20 protein-coding genes are annotated in these 23,083 nt (G+C 62.8%); 16 read left to right on the top strand and 4 right to left on the bottom strand.

Translation table 11 applies throughout. From position 1 onward, the window contains the following. Positions 1 to 47 precede the first annotated feature (47 nt). The gene (locus RS897_RS35530; RefSeq protein ID WP_315833326.1) at positions 48 to 533 is read right to left on the bottom strand and encodes a BA14K family protein; all 486 of its coding nucleotides are present in this window, start codon (positions 531 to 533) and stop codon (positions 48 to 50) included. 1,088 nt (positions 534 to 1,621) lie between these two features. On the opposite strand from RS897_RS35530, the gene RS897_RS35525 reads away from it, so the two are divergent. The 3 genes from RS897_RS35525 to RS897_RS35515 all read left to right on the top strand — a co-directional run bounded on the left by RS897_RS35525 (position 1,622) and on the right by RS897_RS35515 (position 5,460). After that, on the top strand, positions 1,622 to 2,647 hold the full coding sequence (locus RS897_RS35525; protein WP_315833325.1) for a sugar ABC transporter substrate-binding protein: 1,026 nt from the start codon (positions 1,622 to 1,624) through the stop codon (positions 2,645 to 2,647). Positions 2,648 to 2,782: 135 nt separating this feature from the next. After that, positions 2,783 to 4,297 (top strand): sugar ABC transporter ATP-binding protein, encoded by a 1,515-nt coding sequence (locus tag RS897_RS35520; protein ID WP_315833324.1) that lies wholly within the window; start codon positions 2,783 to 2,785, stop codon positions 4,295 to 4,297. Positions 4,298 to 4,434: 137 nt separating this feature from the next. After that, positions 4,435 to 5,460: an ABC transporter permease gene (locus RS897_RS35515; protein ID WP_315833323.1), complete on the top strand. Its 1,026-nt coding sequence runs from the start codon at positions 4,435 to 4,437 to the stop codon at positions 5,458 to 5,460. Between the two features lie 15 nt (positions 5,461 to 5,475). On the opposite strand, the gene zwf is transcribed toward RS897_RS35515, so the two are convergent. Beyond that, positions 5,476 to 6,954, bottom strand: a complete 1,479-nt coding sequence (gene zwf / locus RS897_RS35510) for a glucose-6-phosphate dehydrogenase (protein WP_315833322.1) — start codon at positions 6,952 to 6,954, stop codon at positions 5,476 to 5,478. Positions 6,955 to 7,151: 197 nt separating this feature from the next. Here zwf and RS897_RS35505 point away from each other — a divergent pair, with 197 nt between their 5' ends. From RS897_RS35505 to RS897_RS35465, 9 genes are all read left to right on the top strand, one after another. Further along, positions 7,152 to 7,823 carry an HAD family hydrolase gene (locus tag RS897_RS35505; RefSeq protein ID WP_315833321.1) on the top strand — a complete coding sequence of 224 codons (672 nt, stop codon included), beginning with the start codon at positions 7,152 to 7,154 and terminating at the stop codon, positions 7,821 to 7,823. A 6-nt stretch (positions 7,824 to 7,829) separates the two neighbouring features. Beyond that, positions 7,830 to 8,780: a sugar-binding transcriptional regulator gene (locus RS897_RS35500; protein WP_315833320.1), complete on the top strand. Its 951-nt coding sequence runs from the start codon at positions 7,830 to 7,832 to the stop codon at positions 8,778 to 8,780. 182 nt (positions 8,781 to 8,962) lie between these two features. After that, a complete protein-coding gene (locus tag RS897_RS35495) occupies positions 8,963 to 10,279 on the top strand; it encodes an ABC transporter substrate-binding protein (protein ID WP_315833319.1) in 1,317 nt (438 codons plus the stop codon). Between the two features lie 113 nt (positions 10,280 to 10,392). Beyond that, positions 10,393 to 11,265 carry a carbohydrate ABC transporter permease gene (locus tag RS897_RS35490; RefSeq protein ID WP_315833318.1) on the top strand — a complete coding sequence of 291 codons (873 nt, stop codon included), beginning with the start codon at positions 10,393 to 10,395 and terminating at the stop codon, positions 11,263 to 11,265. A 3-nt stretch (positions 11,266 to 11,268) separates the two neighbouring features. Then, complete coding sequence (locus RS897_RS35485) at positions 11,269 to 12,099, top strand: carbohydrate ABC transporter permease (RefSeq protein ID WP_315833317.1); 831 nt, start codon at positions 11,269 to 11,271, stop codon at positions 12,097 to 12,099. Between the two features lie 20 nt (positions 12,100 to 12,119). Beyond that, positions 12,120 to 13,127 (top strand): ABC transporter ATP-binding protein, encoded by a 1,008-nt coding sequence (locus RS897_RS35480; protein ID WP_315833316.1) that lies wholly within the window; start codon positions 12,120 to 12,122, stop codon positions 13,125 to 13,127. A 108-nt stretch (positions 13,128 to 13,235) separates the two neighbouring features. Further along, on the top strand, positions 13,236 to 14,009 hold the full coding sequence (locus tag RS897_RS35475) for an SDR family NAD(P)-dependent oxidoreductase (RefSeq protein WP_315838853.1): 774 nt from the start codon (positions 13,236 to 13,238) through the stop codon (positions 14,007 to 14,009). A 279-nt stretch (positions 14,010 to 14,288) separates the two neighbouring features. After that, positions 14,289 to 15,248: a carbohydrate kinase family protein gene (locus tag RS897_RS35470; protein ID WP_315838852.1), complete on the top strand. Its 960-nt coding sequence runs from the start codon at positions 14,289 to 14,291 to the stop codon at positions 15,246 to 15,248. Between the two features lie 159 nt (positions 15,249 to 15,407). Further along, positions 15,408 to 17,195: a tannase/feruloyl esterase family alpha/beta hydrolase gene (locus RS897_RS35465; RefSeq protein ID WP_315833315.1), complete on the top strand. Its 1,788-nt coding sequence runs from the start codon at positions 15,408 to 15,410 to the stop codon at positions 17,193 to 17,195. Between the two features lie 78 nt (positions 17,196 to 17,273). Here the strand turns inward: RS897_RS35465 and RS897_RS35460 are convergent, their stop codons facing one another. After that, entirely contained in the window at positions 17,274 to 17,987 is a 714-nt protein-coding gene (locus tag RS897_RS35460) for a uracil-DNA glycosylase (RefSeq protein ID WP_315833314.1), read from the bottom strand. Beyond that, entirely contained in the window at positions 17,965 to 18,606 is a 642-nt protein-coding gene (locus RS897_RS35455; protein WP_315833313.1) for a LabA-like NYN domain-containing protein, read from the bottom strand. Before RS897_RS35455 ends, RS897_RS35460 begins: the two co-directional genes overlap by 23 nt. Before the next feature lie 360 nt (positions 18,607 to 18,966). On the opposite strand from RS897_RS35455, the gene rpoZ reads away from it, so the two are divergent. The 4 genes from rpoZ (at position 18,967) to acpS (ending at position 23,043) form a co-directional block, all read left to right on the top strand. Continuing rightward, positions 18,967 to 19,359, top strand: a complete 393-nt coding sequence (gene rpoZ / locus RS897_RS35450) for a DNA-directed RNA polymerase subunit omega (protein ID WP_315833312.1) — start codon at positions 18,967 to 18,969, stop codon at positions 19,357 to 19,359. A gap of 181 nt (positions 19,360 to 19,540) precedes the next feature. Further along, positions 19,541 to 21,829 (top strand): RelA/SpoT family protein, encoded by a 2,289-nt coding sequence (locus RS897_RS35445; RefSeq protein ID WP_315833311.1) that lies wholly within the window; start codon positions 19,541 to 19,543, stop codon positions 21,827 to 21,829. A 30-nt stretch (positions 21,830 to 21,859) separates the two neighbouring features. Next, complete coding sequence (locus tag RS897_RS35440; RefSeq protein ID WP_315833310.1) at positions 21,860 to 22,627, top strand: pyridoxine 5'-phosphate synthase; 768 nt, start codon at positions 21,860 to 21,862, stop codon at positions 22,625 to 22,627. Next, positions 22,624 to 23,043, top strand: coding sequence for a holo-ACP synthase (gene acpS, locus RS897_RS35435; RefSeq protein WP_315833309.1), 420 nt, complete (start codon positions 22,624 to 22,626; stop codon positions 23,041 to 23,043). Before RS897_RS35440 ends, acpS begins: the two co-directional genes overlap by 4 nt. The last annotated feature ends 40 nt before the right edge of the window (positions 23,044 to 23,083 follow it).

Here is a 23,083-nt window from a genome sequence, read left to right as displayed (position 1 = left end):
GCCGGCGATCATGCCGGCGGCCTTTCCATTAAGACGCCTGTACTCGTTTACGGGCAGGGGTGACGCCGGCCATCGTAGCCGAGATAGGTCCCCGTTGCCGGATTATAGGATTTGAAGCGGCTCTTGCAGTAGGCGACCGAACCGCCTGAGGGCGCGACATCAACCGCAACGTCATCGTCGTAATAGTCGTCGTCGTAATAGTACGGAGAGGCATACGCTCCACCGATCCCGATGCCTGGCCAGTAACCACGGTGACGATGGTGATGGTGGCCGTGCCAACCGCCGCCACGCCAGCCACCGCCTCTAAATCCACCACCGCCGCCGCCGCCACGCCAGCCTCCGCCGCCTCCGGCAATCTGGCCACCGCCAAAGCCGCCTCCGCGGCCGGCGCTGCCGCCCCTCCTGAAGGAGCTCCACCTCCACCTCCGCCGCCAAAGCCCCCACCGGCGGAAGCGCCACCGCCTCCACCCCGCCGCCACCACCACCTCCGCCGCCTCCACCAAATTGGGCCAGTGCTGGAGATGTTGATGCAAGCGCGACGGCTAACAGGAGCGCGCCGATAGTTTTAATGGTCATTGAATTTCCCTTTGTTCATTCCCCCCGTTGCCCACGAAGCAGCAGGTCTTACGGATCGTGCTTGCTCACGTATTCATCCGGAGAGACTACGCCTAGCCGAACCCGGCAGTTCCAAAGGAGACAACTTGCCGCGGCCGTGACGGAGATGTCGCACCAATCTCCCCCGCCATGGGACGGGCTACGAAATGGCCGGTGAAACGGGGGCAGCATCGACACTGGTCCGGTCGACCGAAAGTCACGCAATCACAAGTTCACGTGAACTGCTCGTTCCACATGCACTCGCCGCGCGCCCGATCCTGCCGGCTCGAGCTGCCGGCCACATGGGGCAGCGGCGCTTCCGAAGGCGGTGTTTCGCCCACGGCAACACTTCGACGACGCAAGGCGCTCAAGGCTTGCCTTCGGGCTGCCGGTGAAATTGCTGCGTCACTTTCAGGAAATTGAATACGTGCGGCGTCCTGTTGTCGCGCCGATAGTTCAGTGACAGCGAGGTGCCCGGGTTATGACCGGAGAAGGGGGCGAAAAATAACGCCCGGACGTTCCGATTGGGGCACCGACTACGGCACAACTGAAACGCCGACGCCGACGCCGACAGACACCAGGCTGACAGTGGTCTGATAGTCCTGTGTCATCACGGGTGACTTCGGCATGAATCCTTCATTCAGGTAAACCTTCAGGATGTAATCGGCAAAGCTTGGGCGTGGATCGCGCGGATACAGGATGAATGTCTCGCCCTTCAGCGCTGCCAGCCGCAGCGCTTTGGTGCCGAGTGCAGTCAGGCAGTGCTAGGATAACGGGCTCATGGTGCAGAAACTGGGATTTCAGCTCCTCGTCCTCCAGCGAGCAAAGCGCACCATCACCGGCTCAGGCTCTGCGCGCCCCAGACGCCAAACTCGACCATCGGTTCATGGCGCATTGGATTTTGTTGACATCCGCAATCGTCCACGTCGATGCTGCAGGCCTGCGAACCGGGAACAACCTGGTCGTTTTTTAGGGAACGGAAGCTGCTTGAAGCCAACGGCTGTATTGCACACGCCAAGGAGCCCAAATGTCTGACGCCAAAAACAAAATCGAACAGAACCGTCGCGATTTCATGCTGAGCGCCAGCATGATCGGCATGGCCGGGGCCTATATGGCCAATGCCGGTTTCAATCCGGCCATGGCCGATGAACTGCTGAGATCGGAAAAGCCCTTGAAGGCGGCGTTTTCCAATGCCGGCCTGCAGGCCACCTGGTGCGCCCAGGGCAAGCAGGCGGCGGAGGCCTGGGGCAAACTGATGAATGTGGAGGTGACCTGGTTTGACGGTCAGCTCGACGCCGTCAAGCAGCGTGCGGCCATCGACAATATGGCCTCGCAGAAATGGGACTTCGTCGCCATCCAGGCCTTCGGCATCGGCACGCTTGTCGATCCCGTCAATAAGATGATCAACGCGGGTATCCCGGTCATCGACCTCGATACGCTGATCGCTCCGCTGGACACGATCAACGTCCATACGATGCTGGCGCCGGACAACGTCTTCATGGGCGCCTCCGTGACCCAGCAGATCGTCGACGCGATGGGCGGCGAGGGGACGATCATCATGACCCAGGGTGCTTTGGGGCACTCGGGTGCCCAGGGCCGTGCCAAGGGCTTCGAGAAGATCATCAAGAACTATCCCAAGATACAGGTGCTCAACACCGATCCTGCCGACTGGGACGTCACCAAGGTCGCCCGCATCTGGGATACGCATTTGACCAAGTATCCCAACATCAAGGCCGCCTTCTTCCATAATGACGACATGGCGCTGGCTGCCGCCAATGTCATGAAGGCGCGGGGCAAGACCGACATCATCATCGGCGGCGTCGATGCCATGCCGCCGGCGCTGGAAGCCGTCATCGACGGCCGTATGCTGGCAACCGTGCGCAACCCGTCCTGCCGTATTCACGGCTGGGCCGTTGCCGCGGGCGTCGCCGCTGTTGTCAGCGGCGAAAAGACCGGCAAGGGCATCCCCAAGAACATCGTCACCGATGGCCCGGTCATCACCAAGGAAACGGCCCCCGGCATCGCGTGGATGGAGCGCCACTTCCTGATCTGACGATCGGACTGGTTTGGGGCGGGGCTCAGCGTCCCCGCTCCAGCCTTGGGATCGGATAATCCGCAAACACTCCGCCCCGTCCTGGTTCCCCTTAAGGGGGAGGGACGGAGGATGGACGACCGGGATGCGCAGAGAATGACTCCGCCCGATATTGTACAGGCCAGCCCCTTGCCGCTGCTGGAACTGAAGCACGTCTCCAAGAGCTTTGGCGGCGTTGCCGCGTTGCGGGATGTCGATTTTTCCATGGCGCGGGGAGAAATTCATGGTCTGGTCGGCGAGAACGGTGCCGGCAAATCGACCATGATGAAGATCATCGCAGGCGTGCACCATGATTTTCAGGGGCAGATGTTGATTGACGGACGCGAGGTGCGGTTTCGCAGTCCGCATGACTCGCTCGCCGTCGGCATCGGCATGGTGCATCAGGAACTGTCGGTGGTTCCCGACCTGACGGTGGCCGAGAATGTGTTTCTTGGCGCCCAGCCCACAAAGGCAGGGGTCATCGTCGATTGGGCGCGTATGGAGAAAGCCGCGCGCACGCAGATTTCCAGTCTCGGCCTCGATATTGACCCGCGCACGCGCATGGGCTCGCTGCCCGTCGGCATTCAGCAGTTGATCGAGCTCAGCCGCGTGCTGTTTTCCGGCGCGCGCATCATCATTCTCGACGAGCCGACATCCGCATTGTCGCCGCCCGAGGTCGAGCGGTTGTTCAAGGCGCTGCGCCAGCTGCGCCAGGAAGGCCGCAGTCTGATCTTCATCTCGCATTTTCTGGAAGATGTGCTCGCCATCTCCGACCACGTCACCATCTTTCGAAACGGCCGTAAGGTAGCCGCGGTCGAAGCCGCCACGACAAGCAAGGATCAACTGATCTCGCAGATGATCGGCCGCGGTGCGAGCGAATTGTCGGCCGGCGAAAGCGCCGAGTTGACCGGCAGCGAAACCAGGCCCGTGGTGCTGGCCGCGCGCGGCTTGAGCCAGGGCGGCGTGCTCAAGGACTTGTCGTTCGAGGCGCGTGCCGGCGAAATTCTCGGTATCTACGGCTTCATGGGCTGCGGCCAGATCGAACTTGCGCGCTGCCTGTTCGGCAAATTTCCGCTGGATGATGGAACCGTCATGCTGGAGGGCAAGCCTCTGGTGCTCCGTTCCACGGTTGCCGCGCGCCGCGCCGGTATTGCGTATGTGCCTGAGAACCGGCGCATGATGCTGTTCCGGACGGAGCCGATCTACAGGAACATTTCGATTTCCATTCTGGAACGCATCCATCGGCTCTGGCTCAAGCCGCAGGCCGAACGGCACATCGCCCGGACGCAGATCGCCGACCTGCAGATCCGTCCGGCCAATGCCGAAATGCAGGTAGGGCAGCTCTCGGGCGGCAATCAGCAGAAGGTGGCGCTGGCGAAGTGGCTGACTTACAGGCCCAAGGTACTCATCCTCTCCGAGCCGACGCGCGGCATGGATATTGGCGCCAAGGAAGATGTGATCCGCATCGTCAAGGCCCTGCGCGATCAGGGTGTCGCCGTGATCGTGCTGTCGACGGAGCCGGAAACCATCCTGACGCTGGCCGATCGGGTGGTGGTGATGAAGCGCGGCCGCGTAGTGAAGGCATTCGAACACGGGCGCGTCGAGAAGGCGGATCTGCTGGCCGCGGCGTGAGGAATGAGACGGTCGTCCTGGATTGGCCCGCCGCGGCCGCCGCCAGGCAATACCCCCTCCCTGTGAGGGGCAAAAGACGATGAGCGGAAGGGCCGCCTGTCGGTGAACGGATGTGCGATCGCAAAAGAAGGACTGACATGACTGACGCCGCCAAGCCCGCCGGCAAATCGCTCGATCTGGCCCATGTGCTGCGCAACCAGTTGCGCAACATCGCGCCGTTGATCACGCTGATTGCGCTGGTCGCGTTTTTCTCGATCGCCAGCCCGTCGTTCATGACGCTGGACAACTTCGCCAACATCCTGGCTCAGGTGTCACTGACCTCGATCATCGCCGTCGGTCTCACCTTTGTCATTCTCACCGGCGAGATCGATCTGTCGGTCGCCGCCGTCGCCAATGCCACCGGCATTGTCGTAGCCTTCTTCACGTTGCAGCCGGCCTACGCCAATATCCAGAATCTGCCCTTGCCGGGCCTGGTCGCGGTGATTCTGGCGCTCGCGACCTGCGGTTTGCTTGGCCTGGTCACGGCCTTTGGCGTCACGCGCATCGGCATTCCGTCCTTCATCATGACGCTTGCCATGATGCAGATCGCCGCGGGCATCTCCGCCATGCTGGTGCGGGGACAGATTGCCTACAAATTTCCCGACATCATCCAGGTGCTCGGCTCGGGGCAATATATCGGCGTGCGATGGCTGATTATCGTCGCCATGCTGGTGCTGCTGATTGCCCATCTGGTTCTCACTTACACGCGTTTCGGCCGCTACGTGTATATGACCGGCGGCAACCGCGACGCCGCTGAGTATTCGGGCGTCAACGTCAAGTTCATCATCGGTGCGGTGATGGTGATTTCGGCGGTGCTCAGTGGCTTTTCAGGCATGTTGGGCGTCGCCTATTTCGGCAGTGCGCAGCAGAATCAGTTCGACACATTCCTGCTCGACGCCATCGCCGCCGTCGTTGTCGGCGGTACCAGCCTGTTTGGCGGGCGGGGCGGCATTGGCAACACGATTATCGGGCTCCTGGTGTTGGGCGTGCTCAACAACGGCCTCGATCACGTCAATATCGACAGTTTCCTGAAGATCCTGATCCGTGGCCTCATTCTGCTGATCGCTCTCGTCGTCAACGTCTACGCACAGATGATGCGCGACTCGAGCACCGCGACGGAATGAGCGGCGCCATCGCTGTCACGCGAACTCTTCGTTCCACGTCCGCCCGTCGCGCTCGATCAGCGCGACCGATCCTGCCGGCCCCCAACTGCCGGCCACATAGGGCCTCGGCGCGTCCGAGGTGCGCGACCACGCCTCGCGGATCGGGTCGATCCAGTTCCATGCGGCCTGCACCTCGTCACGGCGCATGAACAGGGTGGCATTGCCGCGGATCACGTCCATCAACAACCGCTCATAGGCTTCCGGGGCGCGGGCATTGAAGGCCTCGGCGAAACTCATGTCGAGTGGCACGTGCTGCAGCCGCATGCCGCCGGGACCGGGCTCCTTGATGGTGAGCCCCAGCTTGATGCCTTCGTCGGGCTGCAGGCGGATGGTCAGGCGGTTGTCCATCATCAGGCCGCTGACGCCCTTGAATAGCAGATGCGGCACGCGGCGGAACACCACCACGATCTCGGAGCGCTGTTCGTGCAGCCGCTTGCCGGTGCGCAGATAGAACGGTACGCCGCTCCAGCGCCAGTTGGCGATGGTGGCCTTGAGCGCGACGAAGGTTTCGGTGGTGCTGGCGCTCGCACCGGCGTCGTCGAGATAGGCGGGCACCGTGTCGCCATTGCTGGCGCCGGCCTTGTACTGCCCGCGGACCGTTAGCGTCGCAGCATTGCCGGCATCGATCGGCTCCAGCGAGCGCAGCACCTTCAGCTTTTCGTCGCGGACCGCGTCTGCATCGAGCGAGGCGGGCGGCTCCATGGCGACCAGGCACAACAGCTGCAGCAGATGGTTCTGCACCATGTCGCGCAGTGCGCCGGAGTGATCGTAATAGGCGCCGCGCCCGCCGACCCCGAGCGCCTCGGCCACGGTGATCTGCACATGGTCGATGTAGTTGGAATTCCACAGGGGCTCGAGCAGGATATTGGCGAACCGCAGCGCCAAAAGGTTCTGCACGGTCTCCTTGCCGAGATAGTGATCGATGCGGAAGATCTGGCTTTCCTTGAACACGGCGCCAAGCTGGTCGTTGATCCGTTCAGCGGAGGCGCCGTCGGTGCCGATCGGCTTCTCTACAATGATGCGCGCGGTCGGTGTCACCAGCCCATGGGCGGCGAGCCTGGCCGCGATCCCTCCGAACAAGTCCGGCGCGGTCGCGAGATAGAAGCCGCGCACCTCCTGCGCCTTGGGCCCGAACCAGTCCTTCAGGTCCGACCAGCCCTGGTCCGTTTGCGCATCGACCGCGACAAAATCCACCACCGCCAGGAAGCCATCCAGTTCTTCGGCGTCGGCGCTGGTCGCGCCGGCAAAGCCGAGCAGGGCTTCGCGGATGGCGGCGCGGTAGGCTTCGCTGGTCATGGCGCGTCGCGAGGTGCCGACAATCCGGGTATCGCCGCCGAACTGCCGATCGCGATAACGGTGGAACAGTGCCGGGAAGATCTTGCGGTAGGCGAGGTCGCCGGTGCCGCCGAAAATCACGAGGTCGAAGGGTTTGACGGGGACAATCCGGCTGGTCACGCGGGTCTCTCATTTCGTGGAGCGACATCCTTGGGCACGTTTGATGTCGCTGGGATGGCAATAACACCGTCAAAGACGTGCACATCTCGTGCCGTTGATTGCGCCGCCGAGCAGATGATTAGGCATTCCTCCGGTTCGATCAATGGGTTATTGCCCAACTATTGAGTATATGATCATACTGACAAACGGAAACCGCGATGATCACACCAGACCTCATTATTTTCGATTGCGACGGCGTGCTGGTGGACAGCGAGGTCCTGAGCTGCCGCTGTTTGTCCGAAGTGTTGGCTGGATACGGCATCACGATCGGCACGGCCGAGATCGTTCGTCTGTTTCTCGGCCGCAACACCGCGGCAGTGGTGCAGCATTACGCGGACGCGGGCCGGCCCATTCCCTCGACGTTCCCCGACGACTTCGCGGCCAAGGTGCGCGAGACATTTCAGGCTGCGCTGCGTCCGATCGAGGGTATCGCGGGCGTGCTGGAGGGTCTGCAGCAGGACGGTCGCCACATCCCGTACTGTCTTGCGTCGTCGAGTGCCCTCGATCGCGTGTCCCTGTCGTTGTCCTTGACAAGGCTTGCATCGTATTTCGGCGGCAGGCTCTATACCTCGCAGATGGTGAAGCACGGCAAGCCCGCGCCGGATCTGTTTCTGTACGCGGCCGAGCGAATGGGCGCGGAGCCGCGCCACACCCTGGTGATCGAGGACAGCGTCAGCGGTGTGACGGCAGGCAAGGCCGCGGGCATGCAGGTCTGGGGATTTGTCGGCGGTGGCCATTACGGCTCGCACGATGGCCGGGGCCCGCTGGTCGAGGCGGGAGCGGATCGCGTGTTCGACCGCATGGCGGATTTCTGGCGAGCGGATCGGTAGGGCACGATGGCGACCGACAGCGACAAATCGCGATTGGACGAGGCCGCGCGCGCCGGCTGGCTGTATTTCATCGCCGGGCATACCCAGGATGAAATCGCGAAAATGCTGAAAGTGTCGCGGGCGTCGGCGCAACGGCTGGTGTCGCTGTGCCTGGCTGAGCGCCTGATCACGTTTCGCCTGGAACATCCGATTGCCGCCTGCATGGAGCTCGCGGCGCGTTTGAAGGATGTGTTTCACCTGGCCTCTTGCGAGGTGGTGCCGGCCGATCCGGCGGCGCCATTGTCGACCGCCGGCATTGCGGAGCGGGCCGCGGCCGTGCTGGAGGCGACCTTGCGCAGCGAGCAGCCCACCATCGTCGCGCTGGGCACCGGGCGCATGGTGCGCGCCGCGGTCGAGCGGGTGTCGCCAATCGACTGCCCACATCATGAGATCGTGTCGCTGGTCGGCAACATCTCGACCGACGGCTCTGCCAGCTTTTACGACACCGTGGGACGTCTCGCCGATCGGACCAAGGCGCGCCACTACCCGATGCCGCTGCCGTTCCTGATGTCATCCGAAGAGGAGCGTGCGCAGATGTTGCGGATCTCGTCGGTGGAGCGGGTGAGGGCGATTGCCGCCAAAGCCGACCTGCGGTTGATCGGCATCGGACAGATGGACCAGAGCGCGCAGGTCCATGTCGATGGATTCGTCAGCCGCGAGGAACTGTTCGAGATGCGGCGGCTGGGCGCCACCGGCGAAGTGATCGGCTGGGCCTTCGATGCCGACGGCCGCGTCATCGATGGTGGCACCAATCGTCGCCTGACCAGCATTCCACCCATCGTTCCAGCTGCCGCCCAGACCATCGGCGCGGCTCTCGGCCATGCCAAGGTGCCCGCCATCCGCGCGGCCCTGAAAGGCCGTCTGATCAATGGCTTGATCACCGACGAAACAACCGCCAGCGCCATCCTCAAGGACTGATCATGTCCGCAAGCCGGGCCACCGACCCCCTGGCGGAATGCGTTCGGCCGCACCGCGGGACCTTGCGCGGTTGCGGATGGCTGCGATCTCGCCTTGACAAGTCCATAGGCTGGTGTGAACATATTTTCAACGCGTGAGCATATACTCAAAACGGGCTCAAGGCGCGAAAATGGGAGGTCTCCGTGAAACACGTCCTTGGCGCTCTGCTGGGCGCGGCTACGCTGATCGTTTCGGTCCCCTCGATTGCCCAACAAACGGCACTCACCGTCGCCACCGTGAACAACGGCGACATGATCCGCATGCAGGCCCTGGCGGGCGAGTTCACGGCCAAGAATCCCGACATCACGGTCAAATGGGTGACGCTGGAGGAGAACGTGCTGCGCCAGCGCGTCACCACGGATATCGCCACCAAGGGCGGCCAGTTCGACGTTCTGACCATCGGCACCTACGAGGTGCCGATCTGGGCCAAGAAGGATTGGCTCGTTCCGCTGGACAAGCTCGGCGCCGATTACGACGCCGCCGACCTCCTGCCGCGGATCAGCGAGGCGGTCACCGTCTCCGGCAAGCTCTATGCGGCGCCGTTCTACGGCGAGAGCTCGATGACCATGTACCGCACCGATTTGTTCCAGAAGGCCGGCCTGACCATGCCGGAAAAGCCGAGCTGGGATTTCATCATCGATGCGGCGAAGAAGCTCACCGACAAGACCGCCGGCGTCTATGGCATCTGTCTGCGCGGCAAGGCCGGCTGGGGCGAGAACATGGCATTCCTGACCGCCATGTCCAATTCGTTCGGCGCGCGCTTGTTCGACGAGAAATGGCAGCCGCAGTTCAACTCACCCGAATGGAAGAAGACCCTGTCGACCTACGTCGATCTGATGAAAGCCGCAGGCCCTCCCGGCGCGAGCTCGAACGGCTTCAATGAGAACCTGGCGCTGTTCAACTCCGGCAAATGCGCGATGTGGATCGATGCCACCGTGGCGGCGTCGTTCGTCAGCAATCCGAGGGAATCGCAAGTGGCCGACAAGGTCGGCTTTGCGCTCGCGCCGAACGCCGGGCTCGGCAAGAACGCCAACTGGCTGTGGGCCTGGAATCTCGCGATCCCGGCGGGATCGAAGAAGGTCGAGGCGGCTGTGAAGTTCATCGCCTGGGCCACCGGCAAGGGCTACACCAAACTGGTTGCCGCCAGGGAAGGCTGGGCCAACGTGCCGCCCGGCACGCGCACCTCGCTCTACCAGAATCCCGAATACCTGAAGGTCGCACCATTCGCGAAGCTCACCCTAGCTTCGATCGATGCGGCCGATCCGAACAAGCCGTCCGTGCAGCCGGTGCCGTATGTCGGTGTGCAGTATGCGGCTATACCCGAATTTCAGGGCATCGGCACCACCGTCGGTCAGCAGTTCTCCGCCGCACTGTCGGGGTCGAGTTCGGTGGATGCGGCGCTGACGGCTGCGCAGTCCGCGGCCGAACGTGAAATGAAGCGCGCGGGTTACATCAAGTAAGCGTCCGATAAGCGATCTGCCCGTCGGCTCACCCTCCCGAGCCGTAAACTCAGCGGTCGTCCCGTTCCCTCGGGACAGGATGGCCGCCTTTTCTCCCGAAAACGGAGGTGGCGATGGCGACACAACAGACCCAAGGTCTCGCACGGATGCTGTTGGCGCCGTCCGTGATCCTGCTGTTCATCTGGATGATCGTTCCGCTGGCGCTGACGATCTATTTCTCGACCTTGCATTACAGTCTGCTCGATCCGGGATCGGAAAGTTTTGTCGGGCTGGAGAATTTTCAGTACTTTCTCACCGATCCCGCCTTCCTTGCCTCGCTGAAAAACACGTTGGTGCTGGTCGGCGCGGTGCTTGCCATTACCATCCTGCTTGGCGTGCCCTTTGCTTTGCTGCTGGATCAACCGGTGATCGGCCGCAACATCGTCCGGCTGATGGTGATTGCGCCGTTCTTCGTGATGCCCACTGTCAGCGCGCTGGTCTGGAAGAACCTGCTGATGCACCCGGTCTCGGGGTTGTTTGCCTGGATCGCCAGTCTTTTCGGTCTGCCGGCGATCGACTGGTTCACCGACGCGCCGATGCTCGCCGTCATCCTGATCGTGGCCTGGCAATGGCTGCCGTTCGCGACACTGATCCTGTTGACCGCGCTGCAGTCGCAGGATGGGGAGCAGAAGGAAGCAGCCGAGATGGACGGTGCCGGAGCGGTGTCGACCTTCATCTATCTGACGCTGCCGCACCTCGCGCGTCCCATCACGGTGGTGATCCTGATCGAGACGATCTTCCTGCTCACCGTGTTCGCCGAGATTTTCGTCACCACCGGCGGCGGACCCGGCCTGCAGACCACCAACATCGCATTCCTGATCTACTCCCAGGCGCTGATTCAGTTCGACGTCGGCAATGCATCCGCCGGCGGCCTGGTGGCGGTGGTGATCGCCAACATCGTGGCGTTCTTCCTGGTGCGGATCGTCGGACGGAACCTGGAGGCCTGACCCATGGCACGGATGGTGACGACAAGGCAGGTGGTGGTGTCGACAGCGGCGGCCTGGCTGTTCGGGTTCATGATCTTCTTTCCGATCCTGTGGATGATCCTGACCAGCTTCAAGAGCGAACTCGACGCCTTCGCGACGCCGCCGGTGTTTTTGGTTTTCCACTGGACCACCGAAAATTACGCTACCGTGCAGGAGCGCAGCGACTATTTCCACCATGCGCTGAATTCCGTCATCATTGCCGGCGGCTCGACCCTGATTGCGATGCTGATTGCGGTGCCGGCGGCGTGGTCGATGGCGTTCTCGCCGACCAAGCGCACCAAGGACATCCTGCTCTGGATGCTGTCGACCAAGATGATGCCGCCGGTGGGTGTGCTGGTGCCGATCTATTTGATCTTCAAGTATTTTGGCCTGCTCGACAGCCGCGTCGGTCTGATCATGCTGCTGTGCCTTGGCAACCTGCCGATCGTGATCTGGATGCTGTTCACCTACTTCAAGGAAATCCCCAAGGACATCCTTGAAGCGGCGCGAATGGATGGCGCCACCATCGGCCGCGAGCTCGTGTATGTTCTGACGCCGATGGCGGTCCCGGGGTTGGCATCGACACTGCTGCTCAACTTCATTCTAGCCTGGAACGAGGCGTTCTGGACCCTGAACCTGACGACCCTGGAGGCCGCGCCGCTCACCACCTTCATCGCGTCGTACTCCAGTCCGGAAGGCCTGTTCTGGGCGAAGCTGTCGGCGGCGTCCACGCTCGCGATCGCTCCCATCCTCATCCTCGGCTGGTTCAGTCAGCGACAACTCGTTCGCGGCCTGACCTTTGGCGCCGTCAAATAGCAACGCGGAGGCGACAGATCATGGGCCAGATTACGCTTCAGAATGTTCGCAAGTCGTTCGGACCGGTCAACATCATCAAGGGGGCGAACCTCGAGATCGCCGATGGGTCCTTTGTGGTGTTTGTCGGCCCTTCGGGCTGCGGCAAGACCACGCTGCTACGCATGATCGCGGGCCTGGAAGACGTCAGCGGTGGCGAGATCCTGATCGACGGCAAGAACGTGGTCGACGTGCCGCCGGCCAAGCGCGGGTTGTCGATGGTGTTCCAGTCCTATGCGCTCTATCCGCACATGAGCGTGCGTGGCAATATCGCGTTCGGCCTGAAGATGGCTGGGTTGCCGAAGCAGGACATCGACCGCAAGGTGGAGGCTGCCGCAGGGACGCTGAACCTGACGCCGTATCTCGAGCGCAAGCCGCGCGAGCTGTCCGGCGGCCAGCGCCAGCGCGTCGCCATCGGCCGCGCCATCGTGCGCGAACCCAAGGCCTTCCTGTTCGACGAACCTCTGTCCAACCTCGACGCCGCGCTGCGCGTCCAGATGCGCATGGAAGTCACCAAGCTGCAGAAGCAGCTTGCGACCACCGCGATCTACGTCACCCACGACCAGGTCGAGGCCATGACCATGGCCGACAAGATCGTGGTCCTGAGCGGGGGCAGCATCGAACAATACGGCTCGCCGCTGGAGCTCTACGAGCGTCCGGCCAACATGTTCGTCGCCGGCTTCATCGGCTCGCCGAAGATGAATTTCATCTCCAGTGCGACCGCGGCGGCCCATGGCGCCACCACCATCGGCATTCGGCCGGAGCATCTGAAGGTCAGCAAGGGCGGTGGCGAGGGCTGGCCCGGTACCATCTCGGTTGCCGAGCATCTCGGCAGCGATACCTTCATCTATGTCGATGCCGGCGAGCTTGGGCTGCTGACGGCGCGCTGCATCGGCGAGCAGGGGCTCGCCGCCGGCGACCGTGTGGTGCTGGCACCGGAACCGGACCGCCTGCATCGTTTCGACAAGGAAGGATTGGCCATTCGCGCATGAGCGGCGCGCTGCTCTGGTCTTGAATGCCGCTGGATGAACGGGGAACGCGCACGGGCTGGGACGTGCGCTTTGCCGCTGGACGATCTGTCAAACAGGATGAACAAGAAAATGTATCTGGAAAAATTCAGGCTCAGCAACCGCGTTGCCCTCGTCACCGGAGCCGGGCAGGGCATCGGTCTGGCCAGCGCCGAAGCGCTGGCGGAGGCCGGCGCCAAGGTGATCGTTGCCGATCGTGATCCGGCGATGGCGGAAGCGGGCCATGCCAAGCTGAAAGCGGCGGGCTACGATCCGGAAATCATCATCATGGACGTGACGGATTCCAAACGCGTCACCGAAGTAGCGGATCAAGTGGTCGCCCGTTACGGCAAGGTCGATATCCTCGTCAACAATGCCGGCATCGCGCGCAGCGAGACACCAGCGGAAACCGTCACTGACGAGCACTGGCTGAACGTCATCGATGTCAACCTCAATGGTACGTTCTGGTGCTGCCGCGCCTTCGGCAAGCACATGCTGGGACAGAAATCGGGCGCGATCGTCAATATCGGCTCGATGTCCGGCTTCATCGTCAACAAGCCGCAGGAACAGGCTTACTACAATGCCTCGAAGGCCGCGGTGCATCACCTCACCAAGTCGTTGGCGGCCGAGTGGGGCGCCCGGGGTGTCCGCGTTAACGCGGTGGCACCGACCTATATCGCGACCCCTCTCAATGCGTTCGTCAAGAACAGCCCGAAGATGTACGAGGCCTGGATCGGCGGCACCCCAATGGCGCGGATGGGCGAGGTGGATGAAATCGCCTCGGTCGTCCTTTTCCTGGCGTCCGATGCCGCCAGCCTGATGACCGGCAGTGTCGTTCTGGTCGATGGCGGCTACACTTGCTGGTAGGCTAGTGCCCCGCATCCGAAATTCGTGATACATCGCAGCACCCTCTGACACGAACTTCGGATGCATAAGGGGCACTAGCAAGTCTATGATTCGAGTGCCGCTTTTCGATCTGAGGTTCCTGGGTTGAGTTTGCTGCAAGGAATGCAGGAACTTCAGGTCGGCGGCACTCGAGCTAATCCTGAGCCGGGAGAGCGCGCGACTAACGCGGAATCTCGATCCAGGCCGAACCGCGATGCGAGCATGGACGACAAAGGGCTGACACGAAACCGGGCCTGTATGATGCTGCTGAGTTGCGGAGACGCTCTGGTCGATTTCCTGCCGGTGACGGCCGTGGACGGGCGGGATGCGCTGGTCCCCGTGGTCGGTGGCTCCTGCCTGAATATCGCGGTGGGCATGGCGCGTCTTGGCGCAGTGGCGGGATTCGTCGGCGGTATCTCCACCGATCTGTTCGGGCGCATGGTCGCTGGCCACGCGGAGGCCTCGGGCGTCGACCTGCGCTTTGCCACACGCAGCGACCATCAGACGACACTCGCGTTCGTGCGCCATGTGGGTGGTGAGCCGCAGTATGCGTTTTACGATGCGCACACGGCATCGCGCAGCTGGACCTACCGGCACGACGCCATCCCATTCGGACAGATCGATGCCGTCCATGTCGGCTCGACCACCCTGGTCGATTCGACGGGAGCGGCGGAAACGCTCGCCATGGTCCGCGATGCGCGGGGGGCTGCGACCGTCTCATTCGATCCGAACTGCCGGCCCGATCTGGTCAAGGACAAGGCACGCTATCTTGAGCGCATGGAAGCGTTCGCGGCGGCGGCTGACATCGTCCGCATGTCGGATGTCGACTTCGAGTTTCTTTATGGCGACGGCGATCACGCCGCCAAGGCGAAAGCGCTGCTTGCGGCCGGGGCCGGTCTGGTGGTGGTGACACGCGGTAGCCGGGGTGCCCAGGCCTGGCACAAGAGGGCGGGCACGGTTGATGTTGCGGCGCCACAGGTCGATGTCGCCGACACCGTCGGGGCCGGCGACAGTTTCCAGGCCGCGCTGCTGTTCGCCTTGCAGGCGATCGGGCGGATCGGTCCGGCCTCGCTGGCGCACGCCAGCGCCGATGAGCTTCGCCGCGTGCTGTCGTTCGCGGCCACCTGCGCGGCCTTCACCTGCAGCCGCCCCGGGGCCGATCCACCGTGGCGTGCCGAACTCGGTGCCGATGTGCTGAAGGGCTTGCTGGGACAGGTTTGAGCACGGACGGAGGGCCTTGCAGCGGCAGTCGCAAGTCAGATCCCCGTTTCGGTTGAACGCTGACCCATATTGATACCTTGCACGCGATCATCCTTGAGTTGTCATATCGATCGGTTAGCCTGTCGGTCCCCACAAAGATAACAATCAGGGAGGACAGATATGATGCGTCAGCGACCTTGTCTTGTCGGCGCGGCGATGACCCTGCTTGCCTTTCTCGCTGTTGGCAGCACGCCCGCCGCGGCGACCCCATGTACCAATCTGCAATCGTTGGCTCTTGAACACGCGACCATCACCTCGGCCACCGACAACACGACCGGCGTGTTCGTGGTGCCCGGTTCCAACCCGCCGCAAACCATCACCGGGCTGCCCGCGTTCTGTCGCGTCACGGCAACCCTTACGCCGATGTCCGACTCCTCGATCAAGATCGAGGTGTGGCTCCCGGCAACGACCTGGAACGGGCGCTTTCTCGGCACAGGTGGCGGCGGCTTCCAGGGTGTCATCAGCTATAGCGCGCTCGCCAGCGGCATCCAGGGCGGATTTGCCTCCACCAACAGCGATCTCGGCACCGGCGTTTCCGGGTGCAGCCCGCTTTATTGCGGCTCGAACGGCAACATGGGCAATCCCCTGGCAATCCAGTTCGGTGACCAGGCGGCGCCTTCGACCGGCCTGTTCGGGCATCCCGAGCGGATCAAGGATTTCGGCTACCGTGCGATCCACCTGATGACGGTGCACGGCAAGAAGATCGTCGACGCGTTCTATCGGCGGAACGCCGGCAAGGCTTATTTCGCTGGATGCTCCACCGGCGGCCAGAACGCGCTGATGGAGGCGCAGCGGTTCCCCGACGATTATGACGGCATCCTGGCCGGCGCGGCGGCGTTCAACCGCACGCACCTGCACATGGCTGGGCTTTCAGTGTGGCAGAACACCCATGCCAGTCCGGGGCGGTTGATCCAGCCCGGCCAGATGTCGCTGATCAACAAGGCAGTGCTCGCGCAATGCGCGGGCCGCGACGGCGGGGTCGGCACCGATCCGTTCCTGACCGATCCGCGCGACTGTCGTTTCGATCCCAAGGTGCTGCAGTGCACGGGTGGCAACGTGCCGCCGGCGTGCCTGACGGCCGATCAGGTCACGACGATGCGGAATTATTATCGGGGGACCATCGACCCGGTGACCGGCGAGCTTGTCAATCCCGGCTCCCCGCGCGGCAACGAGACCGACAATGTCCTGGCGCTGGGGCTCGCATTTCAGGAGAAGCTTCCGGAGCCGGCCTTCGACGGCTTGTTCTACTGGGTGTTCGGCCCGAGTTTTGGTTATCCGGCCAGCGCCACCAACTTCGCGAACTTCGACTTCCATCGCGACATCCGCACCGTGGACAATCAGCTTGCCGCGGTGCTGAACGCGACCAGCACCGATCTCGGCAGATTCCGTGAGCAGGGCGGCAAGCTCATCATGTATCACGGCTGGGCGGATCCGCTTATTCCCGCGCAGAGCAGCATCAACTATTTCAACGCGTTGGTAGAGCGCCACGGGCATGGCTTCGGCTCTCAAGAGGCTAGCTTGCAACAGAACGACGACGGTCGCGGCGTCCAGCAGGTGGGCTTCACGTTCGGTGGAAATTCGGCGCTCCGCAGGACGCAGAACTATGCCCGACTGTTCATGATGCCGGGGATGTACCACTGTTCCGGCGGCCCGGGCCCCAACGTGTTCGACGCGCTCACCCCGCTGGTGACCTGGGTCGAGACGGGCGTGGCGCCGGAAACGATCCTCGCCACCAAATTCGTCAACGATACGCCGCCCGCTGTCCAGATGACCCGGCCGCTCTGCGTTTTCCCCAAGATTGCAAAATACAAGGGGAGCGGCAGCACCGCCGTTGCGGCGAATTTTAGCTGTGTTGACGATCACGACCATGATTTCAACCAGACGCCGGCCCCCCAATATGGACCGTGAGTACGGGCCGTGAGGTGCGCGCGCCGGCGATCACGCCGGCGCGTGACTTTATCCTTGAACGGATTTGAAGCGCTCTAACTAAGTCGTGGCCAGATGGGCCTTCACCCTGGCAAACACCGCTCTGAACATGTCGGGTGTCAGCACACCGGTGTTGGTGTTGTATCGGGAGCAATGATAGCTGTCGAACAGGCGGATCTCGCCGGCCTGATGTTCGGCGCCATGACCGAACGGCGCCTCCGCCGCGCGAATGCCAAACGCTTTCAGCGTCGTATCATGAGCGACGCGGCCGAGCATCACCACGGCACGGAGGTTTGGCATGCCGTCGCGGGTTGCGGTGAGAAACTGGCGGCAGGTCTTGATCTCGATCGGCAGTGGCTTGTTCTGCGGTGGCACGCAGTGCACCGCATTGCCAAGCCGGCAATTGACCAACTGCAATCCATCATCGGGCCGGGCCTGATAGACGCCTTGCGCAAAGCCATATTCGAGCAGCGTGCCGTACAGCAGATCGCCGGCATAGTCGCCGGTGAAGGGGCGGCCGGTGCGATTGGCGCCCTGCAGGCCGGGCGCGAGCCCGACGATCAGGAGTGCGGCCTCGCGGTCGCCGAACGGCAGGACAGGGGCGTTGAACCAGTGCGGTTCACGTGCACGAAGCTCCTCCCGAAACGCCACCAGCCGGGGACACAGCGGGCAGTCTCGGCCGGGTTCTGATTCGAGCGCAACGCGATGTGAAACAGGGCCGGCGGAGGACCGCCGGCTCTGTTTCGTCACCTCAGTCGTCGAATTCTTCCTCATCGCCTCTGGGCGCAATCGTGCTGGTGCTACGCTGGAGGAACTGCGGCGTGTGACGAGGCTCGCGATGGTCGCGCGGAGCAGGGCGCTCCGCCGGATCGCGTCCCAGTTTGGACTGCAATTCAACCAGATCCGTAAACACATCCGCCTGACGGCGCAACTCGTCCGCGATCATTGGCGGCTGGCTGGCGATCGTCGAGATGACGGTGACGCGGACGCCGCGGCGCTGAACGGCCTCGACCAGCGAGCGGAAATCGCCGTCGCCGGAGAACAGCACGATCTGGTCGACATGTTCAGCGAGCTCCATGGCATCCACGGCGAGCTCGATGTCCATGTTGCCCTTCACCTTGCGGCGGCCGGCCTGGTCGACGAATTCCTTGGTCGCCTTGGTGACCACGGTGTAGCCGTTGTAGTCGAGCCAATCGATCAGCGGACGAATCGAGGAATATTCCTGATCTTCGATAATCGCGGTGTAGTAAAATGCGCGGACCAATGTCCCCCGACCCTGAAATTCGCGCAGCAATCTTTTGTAATCGATGTCGAAACCCAGTGTTTTGGCGGTAGCGTAGAGATTGGCCCCATCGATAAAGAGCGCAATCTTGTTGGAGGCAGCAGAAGGCATTAGTCGTTGTCCCGCATTTTTGTTGTTGTGAACGTTGTGGCGGCCCATCCAGCCGCACGTCCGGTCGTCGTTTCAATGCTTCGAATTTGAATTCATTTGTGTAAGCCAGTCCGATGTTTAAGCCAGTCCGAGGCGCGGAAATAAACGAAGCATCGAAGTCTGGTGAAGCAATGAAGCCTTTTGGTGTCCATGCGACCAATCGCTCACCAAAAAGTGCTGCAATCGCAGCCTGCCCATTAGGCTCTCACGGCCCCAAAAATGCAAATTGCAATGCAATTGTTGCTTGCGCATGACCCGGGTCCGCTATACCTAGCGTGCATAATCTGAAGCATCGGACCCAATTTAACGGAGCGACAGTCTATGGCGCGCGTCACCGTGGAAGACTGCATTGACAAGGTCGACAACCGGTTTGACCTGGTTCTTTTGGCCGCGCATCGGGCGCGGATGATTTCGTCTGGCTCGCAGCTCACGATCGACCGCGATAATGACAAGAATCCCGTTGTTTCGCTGCGCGAAATCGCCGAACAGACGGTTTCTCCGGAAGATTTGCGTGAAGAACTGGTGCATTCGCTGCAGAAATTCGTCGAAGTCGACGAGCCTGAGCCCGATACCGTTCCGCTGATCGGCTCGGCCGGGGCCAGCGTGGATGCCGACGACACAGAGGTCGCCGTCGAACGGATGACCGAAGAGGAGCTCCTGAAGGGCCTTGAGGGCCTGGCTCCGCCGGAAGAGCAGCCCGAAGAAGAAGAATAAGCCGATCCGCGACCGTGTTAGCCCGACCGGGCGCTGCCGAATTCGTCAAAGGCCCGGATTATCCTCCGGGCCTTTGCATTTATTGACTTTTTTTGAGGTTTTGATGCGATAGGGTTCGGTCGTGATTGGAATGGGAATGCGGGTTCCCCTTAAGTGGCGGAACTCATTGAGGTAATGAAAAATGGCGTACTGGCGCCGTAGTCCCCGTCAAATGGAAGCCGCGGCCGGCACTGCTGCCGCCGCAATGCCACCGCCCGCGCCGGTAGCAAAGCCTGCCAAGCGCTCGCCCACCCGGATGATGCGCCAATATGACCTGGTCGAGAGGGTCAGGGCCTACAATCCCAATACCGACGAAGATCTGCTCAACCGCGCCTACGTCTACGCCATGGTGGCCCATGGCGAGCAGACCCGGGCGTCCGGCGATCCCTACTTTTCACACCCGCTCGAGGTTGCGGCGATTCTCACCGACCTCAAGCTCGACGATGCAACGATCGTTGCAGCGCTGCTCCACGACACCATCGAAGACACCGAGGCGACCCGCACCGAGATCGACCAGGTCTTCGGTCACGAAATCGGGGCGCTGGTCGACGGCCTCACCAAGCTGAAGCGCCTCGAGCTCGTCTCCCGCGAGGCCAAGCAGGCGGAAAACCTGCGCAAGTTGTTGCTGGCCGTCGCCAACGATGTCCGCGTGTTGCTGGTCAAGCTCGCCGACCGCCTCCACAACATGCGCACGCTGGAATTCGTGCCGCCCGCGTCACGCCGGCGCATCGCCGAGGAGACCATCGATATCTATGCGCCGCTCGCCGGCCGCATGGGCATGCATGAGATGCGCGAGGAGCTCGAGGACCTGTCGTTCCACGAACTCGACGCCGAGGCCTATGCGGTGGTCAACGGGCGGCTCAGCGCGCTGGCCGAACGCAACCGCAATCTGATCGGCGAAATCGAGACGCAGCTGTCCGCGAACCTGAAGCAGAACGGCATCGCGGCCCGCGTGGTGGGCCGCCGCAAGCGGCCGTTTTCGATCTGGACCAAGATGGAGCGCAAATCCGTCGGCTTCGAACAGTTGTCCGACATCTTCGGTTTTCGTGTCGTCGTGCAGGCGGTCGAGGAATGCTATCGCGCGCTTGGCATCGTCCACACGGTCTGGCCGGTGGTGCCGGGGCGGTTCAAGGACTACATCTCGACGCCCAAGCAGAACGACTATCGCTCGATCCACACCACGGTGATCGGCCCCGGCAACCAGCGGGTCGAGCTGCAGATCCGGACCGAGGAAATGGAGCGCATCGCCGAATACGGCATCGCCGCGCACGCCTTCTACAAGGAGGGTGTGGGATCGCCGACGGAGATGCTCAACCGCGAGTCGAATGCGTTCGCCTGGCTGCGGCACACCATCGAGGTGCTGTCGGAAAGCGCCAATCCCGAGGAGTTTCTCGAGCACACCAAGCTTGAGCTGTTCCACGATCAGGTGTTCTGCTTTACGCCGAAGGGAAAGCTGATCGCATTGCCGCGCAAGGCCAATGTGATCGACTTCGCCTATGCGGTGCACACCGACGTCGGCAACAGCGCGGTCGGCTGCAAGATCAACGGCAAGTTCTCGCCGCTGTCGTCGGAATTGCAGAATGGCGATGAAGTCGAGGTGCTGACTTCGCGGGCGCAATCGGCGCCGCCGTCGGCCTGGGAATCGCTTGCGGTCACCGGCAAGGCGAGGGCGGCGATCCGGCGGGCCACGCGTGCCGCGGTCCGCGACCAGTATGCCGGTCTCGGACGCCGTATTGTCGAGCGGCTGTTCCTGCGCGCCAAGATCGCCTACGCCGACGACAAGCTGAAGGGCGCGCTGCCGCGTCTGGCCCGCACCTCGATCGAGGATGTGATGGCGGCCGTGGGCCGCGGCGAGATGAAGGCCTCCAATGTCGCGCGCGCGATGTACCCCGATTACAAGGAAGAGCGGCTCGGCGTGTTCGGAGCCAAGAAGGAAGGGCCTGCGAAGGTCAAGCCGGCCCCGGTCGGCACCGGCAAGGCCGCGATCCCGATTCGAGGCATCAACAGCGATCTGCCGGTGAAATTCGCACCCAACGGTGGCGCGGTGCCGGGCGACCGGATCGTCGGCATCGTCGCGCCGGGCGAGGGCATCACCATCTATCCGATCCAGTCGCCGGCGCTGAAGGATTTCGAGGAGATGCCGGAGCGCTGGCTCGACGTGCGCTGGGACGTCGACGAGCACACGCCGCAGCGGTTTCCGGCGCGGCTGTTCGTGCAGAACGTCAATGAGCCCGGCAGTCTCGCCCAGATCGCCACCGTCATCGCCGAGCACGACGGCAACATCGACAATATCTCGATGAGCCGCCGATCGCCCGATTTCACCGAGCTGACCATCGATCTCGAGGTCTATGACCTCAAGCATCTCAGCGCTATCATCGCCCAGTTGCGTGCCAAGGCCGTGGTGGCACGGGTCGAGCGCGTCAACGGTTGAATCCTTTTCAGGTCCTCATGCGAGTGTCTTATGTCCACAGCTCCTCCGCTGCGTCTCGGGATTAACGTCGATCACGTCGCGACGCTGCGCAATGCCCGCGGCGGCCGCCTGCCGGATCCTGTGCGCGCGGCGCTGCTGGCGATCGAGGCCGGCGCCGACGGCATCACCGCGCATCTGCGCGAGGATCGCCGCCACATCCGCGACGACGACATGGCGCGCCTGAAGGCCGAGATTTCCAAGCCGCTGAACTTCGAGATGGCCGCGACCCAGGAAATGTTGCGGATTTCGCTTGCGACCAAACCCCACGCGGTGTGTCTGGTGCCCGAGCGGCGCGAAGAGGTGACCACCGAAGGCGGGCTTGACGTGGTCGCGCAGCACAATGTGCTGGCACCGTTCATCGCGCGTTTGAACGACGCCGGCATCCGCGTCTCGCTTTTCATCGCAGCCGATGTCAGCCAGATTGAAACCGCGGCGAGGCTGAAGGCCCCCGTGATCGAGATCCACACCGGCGCCTGGTGCCATGCGGTGATCGACGGCAAGCCGGACAAGGCGGAGGCCGAATGGCAGCGAATCGTCGCGGGTGCGGCGCTGGCGCAGTCTGTGGGGCTCGAGGTGCATGCCGGCCACGGGCTCGACTACGCGACCGCCGAGGCCATCGCCGGCCTGCCACAGATCGTCGAACTCAACATCGGCCACTACATGATGGGCGAGGCGCTGTTCGTCGGCCTCAGTGAGACCGTCCGAACCATGCGGGCGGCCATGACCCGGGGCCGTGAGAAGGTTGGGCTCCCCGCATGATCATCGGCATCGGCTCGGACCTGATCGATATCCGCCGGATCGAGAAGGTGATGGAGCGGCATGGTGAGCGGTTTCTGGACCGTATTTTCACCGAATCCGAACGCGCCCGGGCCGAACGGCGGGCCAAGGTGCCAAAATTGGTGGTGGCCACCTATGCCAAGCGATTCGCCGCCAAGGAGGCCTGCAGCAAGGCGCTCGGCACCGGCATCCGGCTTGGGGTGTGGTGGCGGGACATGGGGGTGGTCAATCTGCCCGGTGGCCGGCCGACCATGAAATTGTCCGGTGGCGCCAAGGCGCGGCTGGACCAGCTCACCCCGCCGGGCCATGAGGCGCGCATCGACCTCACCATCACCGATGACTGGCCGCTGGCGCAGGCTTTTGTCATAATTTCGGCGGTCGAGGTGGGCAAAGCCTGATCGCGGGGCGGCAGGCGCCCCCGATCGCAGTTCAAACTAA

Origin of the sequence: Bradyrhizobium prioriisuperbiae (assembly GCF_032397745.1) — a bacterium.
Taxonomy (GTDB): domain Bacteria; phylum Pseudomonadota; class Alphaproteobacteria; order Rhizobiales; family Xanthobacteraceae; genus Bradyrhizobium_A; species Bradyrhizobium_A prioriisuperbiae.
The sequence above is the reverse complement of the archived record's forward strand: the minus strand, read 5'-3'. Positions and strand labels throughout refer to the sequence as shown.

What these genes read in the sequence shown, in the direction of transcription:
- RS897_RS35440 (WP_315833310.1), top strand. Translation starts at nt 21,860, where the DNA reads ATGTCCACAGCTCCTCCGCTGCGTCTCGGGATTAACGTCGATCACGTC.
- RS897_RS35520 (WP_315833324.1), top strand. Translation starts at nt 2,783, where the DNA reads ATGACTCCGCCCGATATTGTACAGGCCAGCCCCTTGCCGCTGCTGGAA.
- RS897_RS35460 (WP_315833314.1), bottom strand. Translation starts at nt 17,987, where the DNA reads ATGAGGAAGAATTCGACGACTGAGGTGACGAAACAGAGCCGGCGGTCC.
- RS897_RS35505 (WP_315833321.1), top strand. Translation starts at nt 7,152, where the DNA reads ATGATCACACCAGACCTCATTATTTTCGATTGCGACGGCGTGCTGGTG.
- RS897_RS35490 (WP_315833318.1), top strand. Translation starts at nt 10,393, where the DNA reads ATGGCGACACAACAGACCCAAGGTCTCGCACGGATGCTGTTGGCGCCG.
- rpoZ (WP_315833312.1), top strand. Translation starts at nt 18,967, where the DNA reads ATGGCGCGCGTCACCGTGGAAGACTGCATTGACAAGGTCGACAACCGG.
- RS897_RS35470 (WP_315838852.1), top strand. Translation starts at nt 14,289, where the DNA reads ATGCTGCTGAGTTGCGGAGACGCTCTGGTCGATTTCCTGCCGGTGACG.
- RS897_RS35480 (WP_315833316.1), top strand. Translation starts at nt 12,120, where the DNA reads ATGGGCCAGATTACGCTTCAGAATGTTCGCAAGTCGTTCGGACCGGTC.
- RS897_RS35475 (WP_315838853.1), top strand. Translation starts at nt 13,236, where the DNA reads ATGTATCTGGAAAAATTCAGGCTCAGCAACCGCGTTGCCCTCGTCACC.
- RS897_RS35500 (WP_315833320.1), top strand. Translation starts at nt 7,830, where the DNA reads ATGGCGACCGACAGCGACAAATCGCGATTGGACGAGGCCGCGCGCGCC.
- RS897_RS35455 (WP_315833313.1), bottom strand. Translation starts at nt 18,606, where the DNA reads ATGCCTTCTGCTGCCTCCAACAAGATTGCGCTCTTTATCGATGGGGCC.
- RS897_RS35465 (WP_315833315.1), top strand. Translation starts at nt 15,408, where the DNA reads ATGATGCGTCAGCGACCTTGTCTTGTCGGCGCGGCGATGACCCTGCTT.
- RS897_RS35515 (WP_315833323.1), top strand. Translation starts at nt 4,435, where the DNA reads ATGACTGACGCCGCCAAGCCCGCCGGCAAATCGCTCGATCTGGCCCAT.
- RS897_RS35485 (WP_315833317.1), top strand. Translation starts at nt 11,269, where the DNA reads ATGGCACGGATGGTGACGACAAGGCAGGTGGTGGTGTCGACAGCGGCG.
- RS897_RS35445 (WP_315833311.1), top strand. Translation starts at nt 19,541, where the DNA reads ATGGCGTACTGGCGCCGTAGTCCCCGTCAAATGGAAGCCGCGGCCGGC.
- RS897_RS35525 (WP_315833325.1), top strand. Translation starts at nt 1,622, where the DNA reads ATGTCTGACGCCAAAAACAAAATCGAACAGAACCGTCGCGATTTCATG.
- acpS (WP_315833309.1), top strand. Translation starts at nt 22,624, where the DNA reads ATGATCATCGGCATCGGCTCGGACCTGATCGATATCCGCCGGATCGAG.